16 protein-coding genes are annotated in these 18,405 nt (G+C 71.9%); all 16 read left to right on the top strand.

Annotation, left to right across the window (positions count from 1 at the left end; all coding sequences use genetic code 11):
• The first annotated feature begins 128 nt into the window (after positions 1-128).
• The 16 genes from rsmH (at position 129) to ACZ4WZ_RS31950 (ending at position 18,188) form a co-directional block, all read left to right on the top strand.
• Positions 129-1,058, top strand: coding sequence for a 16S rRNA (cytosine(1402)-N(4))-methyltransferase RsmH (gene rsmH, locus ACZ4WZ_RS32025; RefSeq protein ID WP_467896385.1), 930 nt, complete (start codon positions 129-131; stop codon positions 1,056-1,058).
• Entirely contained in the window at positions 1,055-1,540 is a 486-nt protein-coding gene (ftsL, locus tag ACZ4WZ_RS32020) for a cell division protein FtsL (protein ID WP_467896361.1), read from the top strand. Before rsmH ends, ftsL begins: the two co-directional genes overlap by 4 nt.
• 240 nt (positions 1,541-1,780) lie before the next feature.
• Complete coding sequence (locus ACZ4WZ_RS32015; protein WP_467896359.1) at positions 1,781-3,772, top strand: peptidoglycan D,D-transpeptidase FtsI family protein; 1,992 nt, start codon at positions 1,781-1,783, stop codon at positions 3,770-3,772.
• Between the two features lie 37 nt (positions 3,773-3,809).
• A complete protein-coding gene (locus ACZ4WZ_RS32010) occupies positions 3,810-5,504 on the top strand; it encodes a UDP-N-acetylmuramoyl-L-alanyl-D-glutamate--2,6-diaminopimelate ligase (RefSeq protein WP_467896357.1) in 1,695 nt (564 codons plus the stop codon).
• Positions 5,501-6,925, top strand: coding sequence for a UDP-N-acetylmuramoyl-tripeptide--D-alanyl-D-alanine ligase (locus ACZ4WZ_RS32005; protein WP_467896355.1), 1,425 nt, complete (start codon positions 5,501-5,503; stop codon positions 6,923-6,925). Before ACZ4WZ_RS32010 ends, ACZ4WZ_RS32005 begins: the two co-directional genes overlap by 4 nt.
• Positions 6,922-7,992 carry a phospho-N-acetylmuramoyl-pentapeptide-transferase gene (gene mraY / locus ACZ4WZ_RS32000; RefSeq protein ID WP_467896353.1) on the top strand — a complete coding sequence of 357 codons (1,071 nt, stop codon included), beginning with the start codon at positions 6,922-6,924 and terminating at the stop codon, positions 7,990-7,992. Before ACZ4WZ_RS32005 ends, mraY begins: the two co-directional genes overlap by 4 nt.
• Positions 7,974-9,419 (top strand): UDP-N-acetylmuramoyl-L-alanine--D-glutamate ligase, encoded by a 1,446-nt coding sequence (gene murD, locus ACZ4WZ_RS31995; RefSeq protein ID WP_467896351.1) that lies wholly within the window; start codon positions 7,974-7,976, stop codon positions 9,417-9,419. The genes mraY and murD overlap by 19 nt, the downstream gene beginning before the upstream one ends.
• 69 nt (positions 9,420-9,488) lie before the next feature.
• Positions 9,489-10,850, top strand: a complete 1,362-nt coding sequence (ftsW, locus tag ACZ4WZ_RS31990) for a putative lipid II flippase FtsW (RefSeq protein ID WP_467896349.1) — start codon at positions 9,489-9,491, stop codon at positions 10,848-10,850.
• 6 nt (positions 10,851-10,856) lie between these two features.
• Positions 10,857-11,948 (top strand): undecaprenyldiphospho-muramoylpentapeptide beta-N-acetylglucosaminyltransferase, encoded by a 1,092-nt coding sequence (gene murG, locus ACZ4WZ_RS31985; RefSeq protein WP_467896347.1) that lies wholly within the window; start codon positions 10,857-10,859, stop codon positions 11,946-11,948.
• A 23-nt stretch (positions 11,949-11,971) separates the two neighbouring features.
• On the top strand, positions 11,972-12,829 hold the full coding sequence (locus tag ACZ4WZ_RS31980; RefSeq protein ID WP_467896345.1) for a cell division protein FtsQ/DivIB: 858 nt from the start codon (positions 11,972-11,974) through the stop codon (positions 12,827-12,829).
• A gap of 279 nt (positions 12,830-13,108) precedes the next feature.
• Complete coding sequence (gene ftsZ / locus ACZ4WZ_RS31975; RefSeq protein ID WP_467896343.1) at positions 13,109-14,311, top strand: cell division protein FtsZ; 1,203 nt, start codon at positions 13,109-13,111, stop codon at positions 14,309-14,311.
• Entirely contained in the window at positions 14,308-15,039 is a 732-nt protein-coding gene (pgeF, locus tag ACZ4WZ_RS31970; protein ID WP_467896342.1) for a peptidoglycan editing factor PgeF, read from the top strand. The genes ftsZ and pgeF overlap by 4 nt, the downstream gene beginning before the upstream one ends.
• A 3-nt stretch (positions 15,040-15,042) precedes the next feature.
• The gene (locus ACZ4WZ_RS31965) at positions 15,043-15,762 is read left to right on the top strand and encodes a YggS family pyridoxal phosphate-dependent enzyme (protein ID WP_467896340.1); all 720 of its coding nucleotides are present in this window, start codon (positions 15,043-15,045) and stop codon (positions 15,760-15,762) included.
• A 169-nt stretch (positions 15,763-15,931) separates the two neighbouring features.
• A complete protein-coding gene (locus tag ACZ4WZ_RS31960; protein WP_388935436.1) occupies positions 15,932-16,549 on the top strand; it encodes a cell division protein SepF in 618 nt (205 codons plus the stop codon).
• 60 nt (positions 16,550-16,609) lie between these two features.
• Positions 16,610-16,906: a YggT family protein gene (locus ACZ4WZ_RS31955; RefSeq protein ID WP_030155988.1), complete on the top strand. Its 297-nt coding sequence runs from the start codon at positions 16,610-16,612 to the stop codon at positions 16,904-16,906.
• Between the two features lie 82 nt (positions 16,907-16,988).
• Entirely contained in the window at positions 16,989-18,188 is a 1,200-nt protein-coding gene (locus tag ACZ4WZ_RS31950; RefSeq protein ID WP_467896337.1) for a DivIVA domain-containing protein, read from the top strand.
• Positions 18,189-18,405: the final 217 nt, after the last annotated feature.

The following is an 18,405-nucleotide window of genomic DNA, read 5'->3' as shown; positions in this document are numbered from 1 at the left end:
GGCCGGAGCCCGGCCCTCACCGGCCGCCCGGCCCCCTGGTAACACTCCGCGTGCGCGGCGCGGCGTATGCCTGCCGCGCCGTTATCTGAGAGGGCGCTTTGACTAGCGAGTCCCGACATGTCCCGGTGATGCTCCAGCGGTGCCTGGACCTGTTGGCCCCGGCGCTGGAGAGGCCGGGGGCCGTCGTCGTCGACTGCACCCTCGGCCTCGGCGGCCACAGCGAGGCCCTGCTGACCCGGTTCCCCGAGGTGCGCCTGATCGGCCTCGACCGCGACAGGGAGGCCCTGCGGCTCTCCGGGGAGCGGCTCGCGCCCTTCGGCGACCGGGCCACCCTCGTCCACGCGATCTACGCCGACCTCGCCGAGGTGCTCGACGACCTGGGACTCCCGGCCGTCCAGGGCATCCTCTTCGACCTCGGCGTCTCCTCCATGCAGCTCGACGAGGCCGACCGCGGGTTCGCGTACGCGCAGGACGCCCCGCTGGACATGCGCATGGACCAGACGACCGGCATCAGCGCGGCCGAGGTCCTCAACACCTACGCACCCGGCGAGCTGGTGCGGATCCTGCGCCAGTACGGCGAGGAGAAGCAGGCCAAGCGGATCGTGTCCGCGATCGTGCGGGAGCGGGAGAAGGAGCCCTTCTCCCGCAGCGCCCGCCTCGTGGAGCTGATCCGCGACGCCCTGCCGCAGGCGGCCAAGCGCACCGGCGGCAACCCCGCCAAGCGGACCTTCCAGGCCCTGCGGATCGAGGTCAACGGCGAGCTCTCCGGGCTGGAGCGGGCCATCCCGGCGGCGGTCGACCGGATCGCGGTCGGCGGCCGGATCGCGGTGCTCTCGTACCACTCCCTGGAGGACCGCCTCGTGAAGCAGGTCTTCGCCGCCGGCGCCACCTCCACGGCCCCGCCGGGGCTGCCGGTCGTCCCGGAGAAGTACCAGCCGAAGCTGAAGCTGCTGACGCGCGGTGCCGAGCTGCCGACCGAGGAGGAGATCGCCGAGAACCGGCGGGCCGCCCCGGCCCGGTTCCGGGGAGTCGAACGCATCCGCGAGGCGCGGCTGTGACCAAGGCCCGCGCGGGCGCCCGGCCGCAGCAGCAGGGCGGCGGGGCGGCGCGGATGCCGTTCGTCCTGCTGGTGGTGGCGCTGCTCGCGGGCGGACTGATCAGCCTCCTGCTGCTGAACTCGGCGCTGAACGAGGGCTCCTTCCAGCTGAGCCGGCTGAAGAAGGAGACCACCGCGCTGACGGACGAGCAGCAGGCGCTCCAGCGGGACGTGGACGGCTACTCGGCGCCGGACGCCCTCCAGCGGCGGGCCCGCGAACTGGGGCTGGTGCCCGGCGGCAGCCCCGTCTTCCTCCGCCCCGACGGCAGTGTCGCGGGCAGCCCGGTGCCGGCCGAGGCCCCCGCCCCGCCGCCCGCGGCCGCGCCCGCGAGCCCGGCGCCGTCCGCCCCCGGGGCGTCCGTACCGCCCTCCGGGCCCCCCGCGCCCGCCACGGGCCCGCCCCCGCAACCCCAGCCACAGCCGAGCCAGACCCCTGGAAGGTGACGTCGTGACGCGGACCCCCGCGGGGCATCTCACCGCCCCGCCCTCCCCCTGTTCCGCGGACCCCGCCCGGCCCCGCGCCACGAGCGCGGCCGCGGCCCGGACGGTCGGGCCCCGCCGCACGGCGGCGCCCCGCGGGCCGGTCCCGCCGGCGTCCGGAGCACACGGTCAGGAGCGCGGGCCCGGGGCGGCGCGCCCCCACCGGTGCGGCGGCCGCCGCACCGCACGGCGGGGGAGCCACCGGTGAGCCCCGCTGAGCCGCCCCGGCGGCGGGTGACCGGGCCGCCGCGGCCGCGGCCCGGGGACCGGGCCCGGGCGACGGCCCGGCCCGCCGCGCGGCGCACCCCGCACACCATCCGCCTCGGCAACCCCAAACCCCGGCTGCGCCTGGTCGGCGTCGGCCTCACCCTGGTCATGCTCGCCTTCGTCGTACGGCTCCTCCAGGTGCAGGCCGTCGACGCCTCCTCGTACTCCGCCAAGGCCAGCGAGAACCGCTTCGCCAGCCACACCCTGGCCGCCGAGCGCGGGGAGATCACCGACCGCAAGGGCGTGGCCCTGGCCACCAGCGTCGACGCGTACGACATCACCGCCGACCCGAAGATGTTCACCCCGCAGGAGAGCAAGGCCCCCGACGCCCCCCAGCAGGCCGCGGCGCTCCTCGCGCCCATCCTCGGGGCCGACGCCAAAGAGCTCGCCAAGCGCCTCCAGACCAAGAACAGCCGCTACGTGGTCCTGGCGCGCCGCCAGACCCCCCAGGTCTGGAACCAGATCAAGGACCTCAAGAAGCTCTTCGCCGACAAGGCGGCCGCCGACAAGAAGAGGAACGGCCCCGGCGCCAACGTCATCGCCGGCGTCTTCAACGAGGTCAGCAGCAAGCGCGTGTACCCGGGCGGAGACCTCGCCGCCGGGATACTGGGTTACGTCAACGCCGACGGCAAGGGCGGCGGCGGCCTGGAGTCCGCCCTCGACAAGAAGCTGTCCGGCAAGGACGGCGAACTGACCTACGCCCAGTCCGGCGGCCGCCGCGTCCCCACCGCGGGATCCAGCGAGAAGCCCGCCGTACCCGGCGACGACATCGAGCTGACCATCGACCGCGACATCCAGTGGGCCGCGCAGAGCGCCATCGCCGAGCAGGTCGAGAAGTCCGGCGCCGACCGCGGCTACGTCATCGTCCAGGACACCCGCACCGGCGAGGTACTGGCCATGGCCAACGCCCCCGGCTTCGACCCCAACGACCTGAGCCGGGCCAGCTCCGCCGCCATGGGCAACGCCGCGCTCCAGGACGTGTACGAGCCCGGCTCCACCGCCAAGGTGATGTCGATGGCCGCCGTCCTGGAGGAGAAGAAGGCCCGTCCCGACACCCACGTCGAGGTCCCCAACCGGCTCCACCGCGGCGACCGGCTCTTCAAGGACGACGTCGACCACCCGACCTGGTACCTGACCCTCAACGGGGTCCTCGCCAAGTCCTCCAACATCGGCACCATCCTGGCCACCGGCCAGCTCGGCGCCACCCAGGCCGAGGCCAACCGGGTCCTGTACTCGTACCTGGACAAGTTCGGCATCGGACGCCCCACCGGCCTGAACTACCCCGGCGAGTCCCGCGGGATCCTCGCCAGGCCCGAGGCCTGGTCCACCTCCCAGCAGTACACGATCCCCTTCGGCCAGGGGCTGTCCGTCAACGCCATGCAGGCGGCCTCCGTGTACTCCACCATCGCCAACGGCGGGGTCCGCATCACCCCGACCCTGGTACGCGGCACCAAGGGCCCCGACGGCCGCTTCACCCCGGCCCCCGCCCCCGAGCGGACCACCGTGATCAGCGCCGAGACGGCCCGGACCCTCGCCGAGATGCTGGAATCCGTGGTCGACGACCAGGAGGGCACCGGCACGAAGGCGAAGATCCCCGGCTACCGCGTCGGCGGGAAGACGGGCACGTCCAACCGGGTGGATCCGGCCACCGGCCGCTACAAGGGCTACACGGCCTCCTTCGCCGGCTTCGCCCCCGCCGACGCCCCCCGCGTCACCGTCTACTGCGCCATCCAGAACCCCACCAAGGGCAGCTACTTCGGCGGCCAGATCTGCGGCCCGATCTACAAGACGGTCATGGAGTTCGCCCTCAAGACCCTCCAGGTCGCACCCACCGGAACGGCCCCCGCCGGCCTGCCCGTGACCTATGAGGCGGCCCCGCCGCCCACCGCCCCCGGCAGCGCCCCGACCGGTCCGCGGCCCGGGCAGTGAACCGACCGTCCAGCCACCAGAGCGCGAGGCACGACCAGTGACAACGATCACCCCGGAACCGGGGAACCAGACGGCCGCCGGCGCGCAAGCAGGGCCCTCGCTTCGCGAGCGGCCCGTCGCGCCCGGTACGCTCACCGCCGTGCCTCACGCTGATCAGCCCAGAACCGCCCAGAAAGACGCCCCGGCAGCGCCGCCGGGAGCGCCCCGGCCCGTGACCGCCCGCCCGACCCCGCTGGGCGAGCTGGCCACCCTGCTGGGTCTGCCCGAGTCCGGCGCCGCTCAGATCACCGGCATCACGCACGACTCCCGTGCGGTACGCCCCGGAGACCTGTACGCGGCCCTGCCCGGCGCCCGGCTGCACGGCGCGGACTTCGCCGCCCAGGCGGCCGCCCTCGGCGCCGCCGCCGTGCTGACCGACCCGGAGGGCGCCGAACGCGCCGCCGCGACCGGGCTGCCGGTCCTGGCCGTCGCCGACGTGCGCGCCCGGATGGGCGAGGTCGCCGCCGAGATCTACGGACGGCCCGGCGAGGCCCTGCTCCAGCTCGGCATCACCGGCACCTCCGGCAAGACCACCACCGCGTACCTCGTCGAAGGCGGGCTGCGCGCGGCGGGACGCACCACCGGACTCGTCGGCACCGTCGAGATGCGCATCGGCGACGAGCGCATCAAGTCCGAGCGGACCACCCCCGAGGCCACCGACCTCCAGGCACTGTTCGCCGTCATGCGCGAACGCGGCGTCGACGCCGTGGCCATGGAGGTCTCCAGCCACGCCCTGGTCCTGGGCCGGGTCGACGGCTGCGTCTTCGACGTCGCCGTCTTCAACAACCTCAGCCCGGAACACATGGAGTTCCACACGGGCATGGAGGACTACTTCCAGGCCAAGGCCCAGCTCTTCACCGAGCGCCGGGCCCGCGTCGGCGTGGTCAACATCGACGACGAGTACGGCCGCCGCCTCGCCAAGGAGGCGCCGATCCCGGTCGTCACCTTCTCCGCCACCGGCGACCCGGCCGCCGACTGGCGCGCCGAGGACGTGGTCAGCGGCCACATGGACTCCACCCTGACCCTGCTCGGGCCGGCGGGACAGCGCGTACGGGCCAAGGCCCCGCTGCCCGGCCCGTTCAACGTCGCCAACACCGTCGCCGCGATCGTCACGCTCGCCACCGCCGGCCTCGACCCCCAGACCGCCGCCGACGGCGTCGCCGCGGTCCCGGGCGTCCCCGGCCGCCTGGAGCGGGTCGACGCGGGACAGCCGTACCTGGCCGTCGTCGACTACGCCCACAAGACGGACGCCGTCGAGTCGGTGCTGCGCGCCCTGCGCGAGGTCACCACCGGCAAACTGCACATCGTCCTCGGCTGCGGCGGCGACCGCGACACCACCAAGCGCGGCCCGATGGGCGCAGCGGCGGCCCGCTACGCCGACACCGCCGTCCTGACCTCCGACAACCCGCGCTCCGAGGACCCCCTGAGGATCCTCGCCGCGATGTTCGAGGGCGCCGTCTCCGTGCCCGCCGAGGAGCGCGGCGCGGTCCTCGTCGACGCCGACCGCGCCGCGGCCATCGCCGCGGCCGTCGCGCGCGCCGAGGCCGGCGACACCGTCCTCGTCGCCGGCAAGGGCCACGAGCAGGGCCAGGACACCGCGGGCGTCGTACGCCCCTTCGACGACCGCGCCGTGCTCCGCGCGGCCATCGAGAACCAGCAGCTCAGCGCCCGACAGGCCGAGGTGGACCAGTGATCGCCCTTTCCCTCGCCGAGATCGCCGACATCACCGGCGGGCGGCCCCACGACATACCGGATCCGGCGGTGCGGATCAGCGGACCCGTCGTCATCGACTCCCGCCAGGTGGAGCCCGGCAGCCTCTTCGCCGCCTTCGCGGGCGAGCACGTCGACGGCCACGACTACGCCGAGCGCGCCGTCGCCGCCGGGGCCGCCGCGGTCCTCGCCACCCGGCCCGTCGGCGTACCGGCGATCGTGGTGCCCGATGTGGAGAAGGCGCTCGGCGCCCTCGCACGCGCCGTCGTCGAACGTCTCGGCACCGACGTGGTCGCCCTGACCGGCTCCGCCGGCAAGACCTCCACCAAGGACCTCATCGCCCAGGTGCTCCAGCACCACGCGCCCACCGTGTGGACGCCCGGCTCCCTCAACAACGAGATCGGCCTGCCGCTCACGGCCCTGAAGGCCACCGGGGAAACCCGCCACCTGGTCCTGGAGATGGGCGCCCGCGGCATCGGCCACATCGCCTACCTGACCGGATTGACCCCGCCGCGCATCGGCCTCGTCCTGAACGTCGGCACCGCCCACATCGGCGAGTTCGGCGGCCGCGAGGCCATCGCCCAGGCCAAGGGGGAACTGGTCGAGGCCCTGCCGTCCGAGGCCGAGGGCGGCGTCGCCGTACTCAACGCCGACGACCTGCTGGTACGCGCCATGTCCGCCCGCACGAAGGCCCGTACGGTCCTCTTCGGCGAGGCCGAGGACGCCGACGTACGCGCCACCGAGGTGCGGATGACGCCCGCGGGGCAGCCCTCCTTCACACTCCACACACCCACCGGGTGCAGCGATGTGACCTTGCGGCTGTACGGTGAGCACCACGTGTCGAACGCGCTCGCCGCGGCCGCCGTCGCCCATGTCCTGGGCATGCCGGTCGAGGAGATCGCCACAGCGCTCTCCGGAGCGGGCACGCTGTCCCGGTGGCGGATGGAGGTCACCGAGCGCGAGGACGGCGTGACGATCGTCAACGACGCCTACAACGCGAACCCGGAGTCCATGCGGGCCGCCCTGCGCGCACTCGTCGCGATGGGCGAGGCCGGCAAGGCGAACGGGGGACGTACGTGGGCGGTGCTCGGCCCCATGGCCGAGCTCGGCGACGCATCGCTGGCCGAGCACGACGCGGTGGGGCGGCTTGCCGTCCGGCTCAACGTGAGCAGGCTCGTGGCAGTCGGGGGCAGGGAAGCGTCCTGGCTGCAACTGGGCGCATATAACGAGGGTTCGTGGGGTGAGGAGTCGGTGCTCGTGTCCGACGCGCAGGCGGCGGTCGACCTGTTGCGCAGTGAACTGCGCCCGGGGGACGTCGTGCTGGTGAAGGCTTCCAGGTCGGTCGGCCTGGAGCGGGTCGCGCTGGCGTTGCTGGAGCGCGAGGGCGGGGTCGCCGACCGATGAGGCAGATCCTGTTCGCCGGTGTCATCGGCATGTTCCTCACCGTGATCGGCACCCCGCTGCTGATCAAGCTGCTGGCCCGCAAGGGCTACGGCCAGTTCATCCGCGACGACGGCCCGCGCGGCCACGCCGGGAAGAAGGGCACGCCCACCATGGGCGGCATCTCCTTCATCCTGGCCACGCTCATCGCGTACGCCCTGACGAAGGTCATCACCGGCGAGGAGCCGAGCTTCTCGGGCCTGCTGGTGCTGTTCCTGATGGCGGGCATGGGCCTGGTCGGCTACCTCGACGACTACATCAAGATCGTCAAGCGGCGTTCGCTCGGTCTGCGGGCCAAGGCCAAGATGGCCGGCCAGCTGATCGTCGGCATCGCCTTCGCGGTGCTCGCGCTCCAGTTCAAGGACTCGCGCGGACTCACCCCGGCCTCGATGAAGCTCTCCTTCGTCACGGACTTCGGCTGGTCCATCGGACCCGTCCTGTTCGTGGTCTGGGCCCTGTTCATGATCCTGGCCATGTCCAACGGCGTGAACCTGACCGACGGTCTGGACGGCCTCGCCACCGGCGCCGCCGTGATGGTCTTCGGCGCCTACACCTTCATCGGCGTCTGGCAGTTCCAGGAGTCCTGCGCCAACGCGGCGACCCTGACCAATCCGAACGCCTGCTTCGAGGTACGAGACCCGCTGGACCTCGCGGTCGTCGCCTCCGCCCTGATGGGTGCCTGCTTCGGCTTCCTGTGGTGGAACACCTCGCCCGCCAAGATCTTCATGGGCGACACCGGTTCGCTCGCGCTCGGCGGCGCCCTCGCGGGCCTGGCCATCTGCTCCCGCACGGAGTTCCTGATGGCCCTCCTCGGCGGCCTCTTCGTGCTCATCACGATGTCGGTCGTCATCCAGGTCGGCTCCTTCAAGCTGACCGGAAAGCGCGTCTTCCGCATGGCCCCGCTCCAGCACCACTTCGAACTCAAGGGCTGGTCCGAAGTCCTCGTCGTGGTCCGCTTCTGGATCATCCAGGGCATGTGCGTGATCGTCGGCCTCGGTCTCTTCTACGCGGGATGGGCAGCAGACAAGTGACCTCCTGGCAGGACAGGAACATCACCGTCGCCGGTCTCGGCGTGAGCGGCATCAGTGCCGCCCGCGCCCTGGCCGGCCTCGGCGCGTCCGTCACCGTCGTCGACGGCGGCGACAGCGAGGGCCACCGGGCCCGGGCCGCGGAGCTGGAGGCGCGGACCAAGGGCGTCTCCGTGCGCCTCGGTGACGCCGAGACCCTCCCCGAGGGCACCGACCTGGTCGTCACCTCGCCCGGCTGGAAGCCCGACAGCCCGCTCTTCCTGGCGGCCGCGAAGGCCGGCGTGGACGTCGTCGGCGACGTCGAGATCGCCTGGCAGCTGCGCGGCGAGAACGCCGCGCCCTGGCTCGCGATCACCGGCACCAACGGCAAGACCACCACCACCCAGATGCTGGCGTCGATCCTGAAGGCGGCCGGTCTGAAGACCGCCGCCGTCGGCAACATCGGCACCCCCATCATCGACGTGGTGACCGGCGACGAGCACTACGACGTGCTCGCCGTCGAACTCTCCAGCTACCAGCTGCACTGGGCGCCCTCCGTACGCGCCCACTCGGCGGCCGTGCTCAACCTGGCCCCGGACCACCTCGACTGGCACGGCTCCATGGAGGCGTACGCCGCCGACAAGGGCCGCATCTACGAGGGCAACACCATCGCCTGCGTCTACAACGTCGCCGACCCGGCCACCGAGAGGCTGGTCGAGGAGGCCGACGTCGAGGAGGGCTGCCGGGCGATCGGCTTCACCCTCGGCGCCCCCGGCCCCTCCATGCTCGGCGTGGTCGACGGGATCCTCGTGGACCGGGCGTTCGTGCAGAACCGGCAGAAGAACGCCCAGGAGCTGGCGCACGTCGACGACGTGAACCCGCCCGCGCCGCACAACATCGCCAACGCCCTCGCCGCCGCCGCCCTCGCCCGCGCCTTCGGCGTCGAGCCGCGCGCGGTCCGCGACGGGCTGCGCGACTTCCGCCCGGACGCGCACCGCGTCGCGTACGTGGACGAGGTCGACGGGGTCCGGTACGTCGACGACTCCAAGGCCACCAACACCCACGCGGCGGAGGCCTCCCTCGCGGCCTTCGAACCGGTCGTCTGGATCGCCGGGGGCCTCGCCAAGGGCGCGACCTTCGACGAGCTGGTCCGGAAGTCCGCGAAGCGGCTGCGCGCCGTCGTACTCATGGGCGCCGACCGGGCGCTGATCGCCGAGGCGCTGGCGCGACACGCCCCCGAGGTCCCGGTGACCGACCTCGAACGGACCGACACTGGGGCGATGCTCGCAGCGGTCCGGGAAGCGGCCCGGCTCGCGGAGCCCGGAGACACGGTCCTTCTGGCGCCCGCGTGCGCCTCGATGGACATGTTCGCGAACTACAACACGCGTGGGGACGCGTTCGCCGACGCGGTGCGCGAACTGGCCTCCGGGAGTGCCGCGGACACGGTCTAGGCCGAGGCGCCGGGACAGGTTCCCTCCGGCCGGCTGCTCGCCTCGTACGAGTGGAGGGGAAGATCACAGATGCCGGCCAAGCAGATGCTGCCGGGGCGGCGGCCCGCCGCCGTCAAGGCGCAGGGCCGCAAACGCCCGGCGGGCGGCGCCAAGCGCCCCGCCGGGCGCGGGCCGCTGGCGGGGCTGCGGCGTACGCAGCGGCAGTTGAGCAAGGCCTGGGACCGCCCGCTCACCGCGTATTACCTGATTCTCGGCAGCTCGTTGCTCATCACCGTGCTCGGGCTGGTGATGGTCTACTCGGCCTCCATGATCAAGGCGCTCCAGCTGGGCCTGGGGGACGCCTACTTCTTCAAGAAGCAGTTCCTGGCCGCCCTGATCGGCGGCGCCCTGCTCTTCGCCGCCTCCCGCATGCCGGTCAAACTCCACCGCGCGCTGTCCTATCCGGTGCTCGCCGGCACCCTGTTCCTGATGGTCCTGGTCCAGGTCCCCGGGATAGGGGTCTCGATCAACGGCAACCAGAACTGGATCTCCCTGGGCGGCCCGTTCATGCTCCAGCCCAGCGAGTTCGGCAAGCTCGCGCTGATCCTGTGGGGCGCCGACCTGCTGGCCCGCAAGGGCGACAAGGGGCTGCTGAGCCAGTGGAAGCACCTGCTGGTGCCACTGGTCCCGGTGGCCTTCCTGCTGCTCGGGCTGATCATGGTCGGCGGGGACATGGGCACCGCGATGATCCTCGGCGCCGTCCTGTTCGGCCTGCTGTGGCTGGCCGGGGCGCCGACACGGCTGTTCGTGGGTGTACTCGCCTTCGCGGGTGTGATCGTCGCACTGCTCATCAAGACCAGTCCGCACCGCATGGACCGGCTCTCCTGCCTCGGTGCGACGGAACCGGGCAAGAACGACCTCTGCTGGCAAGCCGTACACGGGATCTACGCCCTGGCCTCCGGCGGATGGTTCGGTTCCGGCCTCGGGGCGAGTGTGGAAAAATGGGGGCAACTGCCCGAAGCCCACACCGACTTCATCTTCGCCATCACCGGTGAGGAACTGGGCCTGGCAGGGACGCTGTCGGTCCTCGCCCTGTTCGCGGCTCTAGGCTATGCGGGTATCCGCGTGGCCGGACGCACGGAGGACTCCTTCGTACGGTATGCCGCGGGAGGCGTGACCACCTGGATCACGGCCCAGGCCGTGATCAACATCGGTGCGGTGCTCGGCCTGCTGCCGATCGCCGGGGTCCCGCTCCCGCTGTTCTCCTACGGAGGGTCGGCCCTGCTGCCGACCATGTTCGCGGTCGGACTGCTCATCGCGTTCGCGCGGGAGGAGCCGGCGGCGCGGGCGGCGCTCGCGATGCGACAGCCCGGAGCGGGCTGGAAGCGGAGCGGGCCGATATGGAAGTCGATGAGACGGCGCGTCAAGAGGCGTCCGTCCGGAGAGCGGTGAATTTCGGTGCATGTCGTACTCGCCGGTGGGGGGACCGCCGGCCACATCGAGCCGGCGCTGGCCCTCGCGGACGCACTGCGCAGGCAGGACCCGACCGTGGGCATCACCGCCCTCGGCACGGAACGGGGCCTCGAGACCCGTCTGGTGCCGGAGCGCGGCTACGAGCTGGGGCTGATCCCCGCCGTGCCGCTGCCCCGCAGGCCCACCCCGGAGCTGATCACCGTTCCCGGGCGGCTGCGCGGCACCATCAAGGCCGCCGAGGAGATCCTCACGCGCACCAAGGCCGACGTGGTCGTCGGCTTCGGCGGTTACGTGGCCCTGCCCGGCTACCTCGCGGCCAAGCGCCTCGGGGTGCCCATCATCGTCCACGAGGCCAACGCCCGCCCCGGACTGGCCAACAAGATCGGCTCCCGCTACGCGCACGCCGTCGCGGTCTCCACGCCCGACAGCAAGCTGCGCGGAGCCCGCTACGTGGGCATCCCGCTGCGCCGCTCGATCTCCACCCTCGACCGGGCCGCCGTCCGCCCCGAGGCGCGGGCCGCCTTCGGCCTGGACCCGAACCTGCCGACGCTGCTGGTCTCCGGAGGCTCCCAGGGCGCCCGCCGCCTCAACGAGACGATCCAGCAGGTCGCGTCGACCCTCCAGCGCTCCGGGATCCAGATCCTGCACGCGGTCGGCCCGAAGAACGAACTGCCGCGTGTCGACAACATGCCCGGGATGCCGCCGTATGTGCCGGTACCGTACGTGGACCGGATGGACCTCGCGTACGCCGCCGCCGACATGATGCTGTGCCGCGCGGGTGCGATGACCGTCGCCGAGCTCTCCGCCGTCGGACTGCCGGCCGCCTACGTACCGCTGCCCATCGGCAACGGCGAACAGCGGCTCAACGCCCAGCCGGTGGTCAAGGCCGGCGGCGGCCTGCTCGTGGACGACGCGGAACTGACGCCCGAGTGGGTGCTCGGCCAGGTCCTCCCGGTGCTGTCCGATCCGCACCGCCTGTACGAGATGTCCCGCGCCGCCGCCGAGTTCGGCCGCCGGGACGCCGACGACCTGCTCGTCGGCCTGGTCTACGAGGCGATCGCGGCCGCACGCGGGTAACCGCTGACCCAGGAGGCACAGGAGTGGCCGGAGCGACGACGGCAGAGTGCGGCCCTTCCGGCCGGGGCGGCAAGGGCGGCAAGGGCACCAAGGGGGCGGAAGCCCCCAAAGCCCCCAAGCGTCCCAAGTCGCCGAAGCCGCCGAGGAGGTCCGGCCCGCCGGGGCCCGGACGCGCACTGCCGCGCCGGGTCCGCCTGCTGGCCTCCCTCGCCGCCGCGGTGCTCCTCGCCGCCGGCGTCGTCTGGGCGCTCTACGGCTCCTCCTGGCTCCGTGTCGAGCGGGTCACGGCCTCCGGTACCGAGGTGCTCACCCCCGAGCAGGTCCTCGCCGCCGCGGCCGTGCCCGTCGGCGCACCCCTGGTGAGCGTGGACACCGACGAGATCGCGGACCGGGTGCGCGGCCGGCTGCCCCGCATCGATTCGGTCGACGTGGTGCGGTCCTGGCCGCACGGGATCGCGCTGAAAGTGACGGAACGCAAACCCGTCCTGCTCATCAAGAAGGACGGCCAGTTCGTCGAAGTGGACGCTTCCGGTGTGCGATTCGACACGGTCCGGCAAGCACCCGCGCACGTTCCGGTCCTCGAATTGGCAGCGCAGGACTCGCCGAGCGCCCGCCGTTTCGACGGCGAACGGCTGCTGAGGGAGGCGGTCGGCATCGCCGGGAGCCTCCCCCGGCCCATCGCCGAGGAGACGTTGCAGGTCACGGTCCGGTCGTACGATTCGGTCGTACTGCAACTCACGAAGGGCCGTACGGTCGTCTGGGGGAGCGGCGAACTGGGTGAGGCCAAGGGCAAGGCGCTGACGGCTCTGCTGAAGGCCTCGCCCAAGGCTGACCACTTCGACGTGAGCGTCCCCACGGCGCCTGCGGTGTCCGGGAGTTGACGTCGGGTCGAACACCGACGCACCCTGGTTGGCCACCGATACGGGTGATCACATAGGGTGAAAAGAAAAACGGGAGGTTCGGCGTGTTCGTTGAACACGCGCTACTTGTCGACTTAGTGTCCTGTTCGGAAGAGTCAGGGAACAGACACACCCCTAACCCTAAACTTAAGGGTGAGGGTTCGGGTCGGCGCGTACGGACCGTCCCACATTTCGGCATCAGTCGTCGCTACGCAGGCCCGCGAGGCGGCGACACGTAACTCGAGGCGAGAGGCCTTCGACGTGGCAGCACCGCAGAACTACCTCGCAGTCATCAAGGTCATCGGTGTCGGCGGCGGTGGTGTCAATGCCATCAACCGAATGATCGAGGTCGGTCTCAAGGGCGTCGAGTTCATCGCCATCAACACCGACGCCCAGGCGCTGTTGATGAGCGACGCCGACGTCAAGCTCGACGTCGGCCGCGAACTCACCCGGGGCCTCGGCGCCGGAGCCAACCCGGCCGTCGGCCGCAAGGCGGCGGAGGACCACCGCGAGGAGATCGAGGAGGTCCTCAAGGGGGCCGACATGGTCTTCGTCACCGCCGGCGAGGGCGGCGGCACCGGTACCGGCGGCGCCCCCGTCGTCGCCAACATCGCGCGCTCGCTCGGCGCCCTGACGATCGGTGTGGTCACCCGCCCGTTCACCTTCGAGGGCCGGCGCCGCGCGAACCAGGCGGAGGACGGCATCGCCGAGCTCCGCGAAGAGGTCGACACCCTCATCGTCATCCCCAACGACCGGCTGCTGTCCATCTCGGACCGCCAGGTCAGCGTGCTCGACGCCTTCAAGTCGGCCGACCAGGTCCTGCTCTCCGGCGTCCAGGGCATCACCGACCTCATCACCACCCCCGGTCTGATCAACCTCGACTTCGCCGACGTCAAGTCCGTGATGTCCGAGGCCGGCTCGGCCCTGATGGGCATCGGCTCCGCCCGCGGCGACGACCGCGCGGTGGCCGCCGCCGAGATGGCCATCTCCTCGCCGCTGCTGGAGGCCTCGATCGACGGCGCCCGCGGCGTGCTGCTCTCCATCTCCGGTGGCTCCGACCTCGGCCTGTTCGAGATCAACGAGGCCGCGCAGCTGGTGAGCGAGGCCGCCCACCCCGAGGCGAACATCATCTTCGGAGCCGTCATCGACGACGCGCTCGGCGACGAGGTACGCGTCACCGTCATCGCGGCCGGCTTCGACGGCGGACAGCCCCCGGCCCGCCGGGACAACGTCATCGGCGCCGCGTCCACCAAGCGCGAGGAGCCGGCCCCCGCGCCGGTCCGCGCCCCCGAGCCGGTCCGCCCGGCCTTCGGCGGACTCGGCTCGGTCACCCCCCGCGAGGAGCCCCCGGCCCCGGTGGAGATCCCGGTCGAGCCCGTGGCCCCCGCGCCGCAGGTCCCGACGGCCCGGCCGTACCAGGACAGCCCGGCCGAAGAGCTGGACGTACCGGACTTCTTGAAGTGACATCGGGGCAGCACAGCGAGAACGGCGCCCACTTCGCCTTCACCGACCGGTGGGGCGGGGTGAGCGCCGTTCCGTACGAGGAGCTCAATCTCGGCGGCGCGGTCGGAGACGACCCGGCCGCCGTTCGCGCGAACCGGGCGATCGCGGCCGAGGGCCTGGGCATCCGGCCGGACCAGGTGGTCTGGATGAACCAGGTGCACGGGCGGGACGTGGCCGTGGTCGACGGCCCCTGGGGCGAGGGGGAGCGGATCCCGGACGTCGACGCGGTGGTGACCGCCCGTCGGGGGCTCGCCCTCGCGGTGCTCACCGCCGACTGCACGCCCGTACTGCTGGCCGACCCCGTCGCCGGGATCGCTGGCGCCGCCCACGCCGGGCGGCCGGGGCTGGTCGCGGGGGTGGTGCCCGCCGCCGTCGAGGCGATGGTCGCCCTCGGCGCCGACCCCGCGCGCATGGTCGCCCGTACCGGACCGGCCGTCTGCGGCCGCTGCTACGAGGTGCCCGCCGAGATGCGCGACCAGGTCGCCGCGGTGGTGCCGGCCGCGTGGGCCGAGACCAGCTGGGGGACGCCGGCCGTCGACGTGGTGGCCGGAGTGCACGCGCAGCTGGCCGGGGCGGGGGTGGCGCACGCGCACCGTTCGCCGGTCTGCACACTGGAGTCGCGGGACCACTTCTCGTACCGCCGCGACCGGGTGACCGGTCGGCTTGCCGGATATGTCTGGTTGGACTGACGAATGACGGATCGTAAGGCCGAGCTCGCCGCGAACCTCGCACGAGTGGAGGAGCGCATCACGGCCGCCTGCGCGGCGGCCGGACGCGAGCGGGAGGAGGTGACCCTCATCGTGGTCACCAAGACCTACCCGGCGAGCGACGTACGACTGCTGGCGGACCTGGGTGTCCGTCATGTGGCGGAAAATCGTGACCAGGACGCCGCCCCCAAGGCCGCCGCCTGCGCGGATCTGCCGCTGAGCTGGCACTTCGTGGGCCAGTTGCAGACGAACAAAGTCCGCTCCGTGGCGGAATACGCGCATGTGGTGCAGTCGGTCGACCGGCCGAAGCTCGTCACCGCGCTGTCGACGGCCGCGGAGGGCCGGGGGCGCGAGCTCGGCTGCCTCGTGCAGATCGCCCTCGACGCCGAGTCGGGCGAGCGCGGTGCCCGGGGCGGTGCCGCGCCGGACCTGATGGCCGAGTTGGCGGACCTCATCGCCGGTGCGCCGGGACTGCGGGTCGACGGGCTCATGACGGTCGCCCCCCTGGCGGGCCCCTACGCGGGGCGCGAACGGGCGGCCTTCGAGCGGATGATGGAATTGTCATCAAGCCTGCGCGCGGCCCATCCGGCTGCCACGATGGTGTCGGCCGGGATGAGCGCCGACCTGGAGCAGGCCGTGCTGGCGGGTGCGACACATGTACGCGTCGGCACTGCGGTACTCGGCGCGAGACCCCGGCTCGGGTAACGTCGCGAAGAAAGTCGGACCACAGCAGAAAATATGGTCATTTCCGCAGATGAGCGGACAGACCACGTGGATCGCGGGCAGTTGGTGACTTTGGTGACACAGCTACTTTGCTGACGGACACTCGACACCTGCGACAGGGCGATCCACCACAGAGCGGAGGACTCGGAGAATGGCCGGCGCGATGCGCAAGATGGCGGTCTACCTCGGCCTCGTGGAGGACGACCGGTACGACAACCCGGGGTACGACCCCGACGACGAGTTCGAGCCCGAACCGGAACCGGAACGGGCTCGGGATCGAGAGCGTAGGCAGCAGCCGGTGCACCAAACGCCCGTAACGGACGAACCGGTACGAGCCGTACAGCCGCCCGCTCCGCGCGAGCCCCTCCCAATTCCGTCAGAAAACGGACGTCCCGCGCGAATTGCCCCCGTGGCATCCATCACACCTGACCGCACCAACCTGGAGAAGAACGCCCCCGTGATCATGCCCAAGGTCGTCTCCGAGCGGGAGCCGTACCGCATCACGACGCTGCACCCCCGGACGTACAACGAGGCCCGTACCATCGGGGAACACTTCCGTGAGGGCACCCCGGTGATCATGAATCTCACGGAGATGGACGACACGGACGCGAAGCGTCTCGTGGACTTCGCCGCCGGTCTTGTCTTCGGTCTGCACGGCAGCATTGAACGCGTGACACAGAAGGTGTTCCTGCTGTCTCCTGCTAACGTCGATGTCACGGCGGAGGACAAGGCCCGCATCGCGGAGGGCGGGTTCTTCAACCAAAGCTAGACCGATCCGTCAGAAACGGGACCGGGAACAGAGCGGAAGCAGGGGAGAGGGAAGCACGGGATGGGCGTCGCACTACAGGTGGTCTACATCGCGCTGATGTGCTTCCTCATCGTGTTGATCTTCCGACTGGTCATGGACTACGTGTTCCAGTTCGCACGTTCATGGACACCCGGCAAGGCGATGGTGGTCGTTCTGGAGGCCACCTACACTGTCACCGATCCACCGCTCAAGCTTCTTCGGCGCTTCATCCCGCCGTTGCGTCTCGGGGGCGTGGCACTCGACCTGTCCTTCTTCGTTCTGATGATCATCGTTTACATCCTCATCAGTTTCGTGAGCACCGCTGCGAGAAGCGTGTGAACGATGAGCTCCCCCGCAGGCGCGGGGACAGTCCCGATACGGTCCTGCCGACTGCCGACGACTACGTAGAGGTGAAGAAGACATGCCGCTGACTCCCGAGGACGTGCGGAACAAGCAGTTCACGACCGTCCGCCTGCGAGAAGGCTATGACGAGGACGAGGTCGACGCCTTCCTCGACGAGGTCGAGTCCGAGCTGACCCGTCTGCTGCGCGAGAACGAGGACCTGCGCGCCAAGCTGGCCGCCGCCACGCGTGCCGCCGCGCAGAACCAGCAGCAGCAGAACATGCGCAAGCCGGAGCCCCAGGACCAGCGCGGCCCGGGTGCCCCCGTGCCGGCGGCCATATCCGGCCCGCCGCAGCAGCAGCAGCCGCAGATGGGCCCGCCGCAGCTCCCGGCCGGTCCCGGCGGACACGGACCGCAGCAGGGCCAGGGCCCGATGGGCGGCCCCATGCAGCAGCAGTCCATGGGTGGACAGCACCCGATGGCGCCGCAGCAGCAGCAGATGGGCCAGCAGCAGATGCAGCAGCAGATGCAGCAGCAGTCCATGGGCGGCCAGAACCAGCTCGGCCAGCCGATGGGCCAGCAGATGCAGCCCATGGGGCAGCAGATGCAGCCGATGGGCCAGCAGATGCAGCCGATGGGCCAGCCGCAGCTCCCGCAGCAGGGCCCCGGTGGCGACAGCGCCGCCCGCGTCCTGTCGCTCGCGCAGCAGACCGCCGACCAGGCGATCGCGGAGGCCCGCTCCGAGGCCAACAAGATCGTCGGCGAGGCGCGCAGCCGCGCCGAGGGCCTGGAGCGGGACGCCCGTGCCAAGGCCGACGCGCTGGAGCGGGACGCGCAGGAGAAGCACCGCGTCGCGATGGGCTCCCTGGAGTCCGCCCGCGCCACGCTGGAGCGCAAGGTCGAGGACCTGCGGGGCTTCGAGCGTGAGTACCGTACGCGTCTGAAGTCCTACCTGGAGTCGCAGCTGCGCCAGCTGGAGACCCAGGCCGACGACTCCCTCGCGCCGCCGCGCACCCCGGCCGGTCCGGCCCTGCCGCCGTCGCCGTCGCCTTCGATGGCTCCGGCCGGTGCGATGGGGATGGGTGGCCCGTCCCCGATGGGCGGCCCGTCGCCGATGGGTGGTCCCTCGCCGATGGCCGGCGGTCCGTCCTACGGCGGGCAGCAGCAGATGTCCCCGGCGATGACGCAGCCGATGGCTCCGGTGCGGCCGTCCGCGCCGCAGCCGATGCAGGCGCCGTCTCCCATGCGGGGCTTCCTGATCGACGAGGACGACAACTAGGCGCCGCCGCTTCCGTCGGCAGTCGTTTCACGGGCCGGGCCCGGTTCCCCTTCGGGGGCACCGGGCCCGGCCCGTTTCGCATGCGCCCCCTCCACACGTCACGCCGCGCCGGGCTGCCGGGGGCGGAGACGGCTGTGGGGGGGGGGGGAGGGGGGGGGGGGGGGGGGGGGGGGGGGGGGGGGGGGGGGGGGGGGGGGGGGGGGGGGCCACAGGAGGG

This window comes from Streptomyces sp. NPDC029122, from assembly GCF_055569445.1.
Note: the sequence above shows the minus strand (reverse complement) of the source record. Positions and strands in the feature narration are given on the sequence as shown.

Bases quoted from the DNA above. Each gene is read 5' to 3' on its own strand.
- rsmH (WP_467896385.1), top strand. From the start codon at position 129: ATGCTCCAGCGGTGCCTGGACCTGTTGGCCCCGGCGCTGGAGAGGCCG.
- mraY (WP_467896353.1), top strand. From the start codon at position 6,922: ATGAGGCAGATCCTGTTCGCCGGTGTCATCGGCATGTTCCTCACCGTG.
- murD (WP_467896351.1), top strand. From the start codon at position 7,974: ATGGGCAGCAGACAAGTGACCTCCTGGCAGGACAGGAACATCACCGTC.
- ftsW (WP_467896349.1), top strand. From the start codon at position 9,489: ATGCCGGCCAAGCAGATGCTGCCGGGGCGGCGGCCCGCCGCCGTCAAG.
- ACZ4WZ_RS31965 (WP_467896340.1), top strand. From the start codon at position 15,043: ATGACGGATCGTAAGGCCGAGCTCGCCGCGAACCTCGCACGAGTGGAG.
- ACZ4WZ_RS31960 (WP_388935436.1), top strand. From the start codon at position 15,932: ATGGCCGGCGCGATGCGCAAGATGGCGGTCTACCTCGGCCTCGTGGAG.
- ACZ4WZ_RS31955 (WP_030155988.1), top strand. From the start codon at position 16,610: ATGGGCGTCGCACTACAGGTGGTCTACATCGCGCTGATGTGCTTCCTC.
- ACZ4WZ_RS31950 (WP_467896337.1), top strand. From the start codon at position 16,989: ATGCCGCTGACTCCCGAGGACGTGCGGAACAAGCAGTTCACGACCGTC.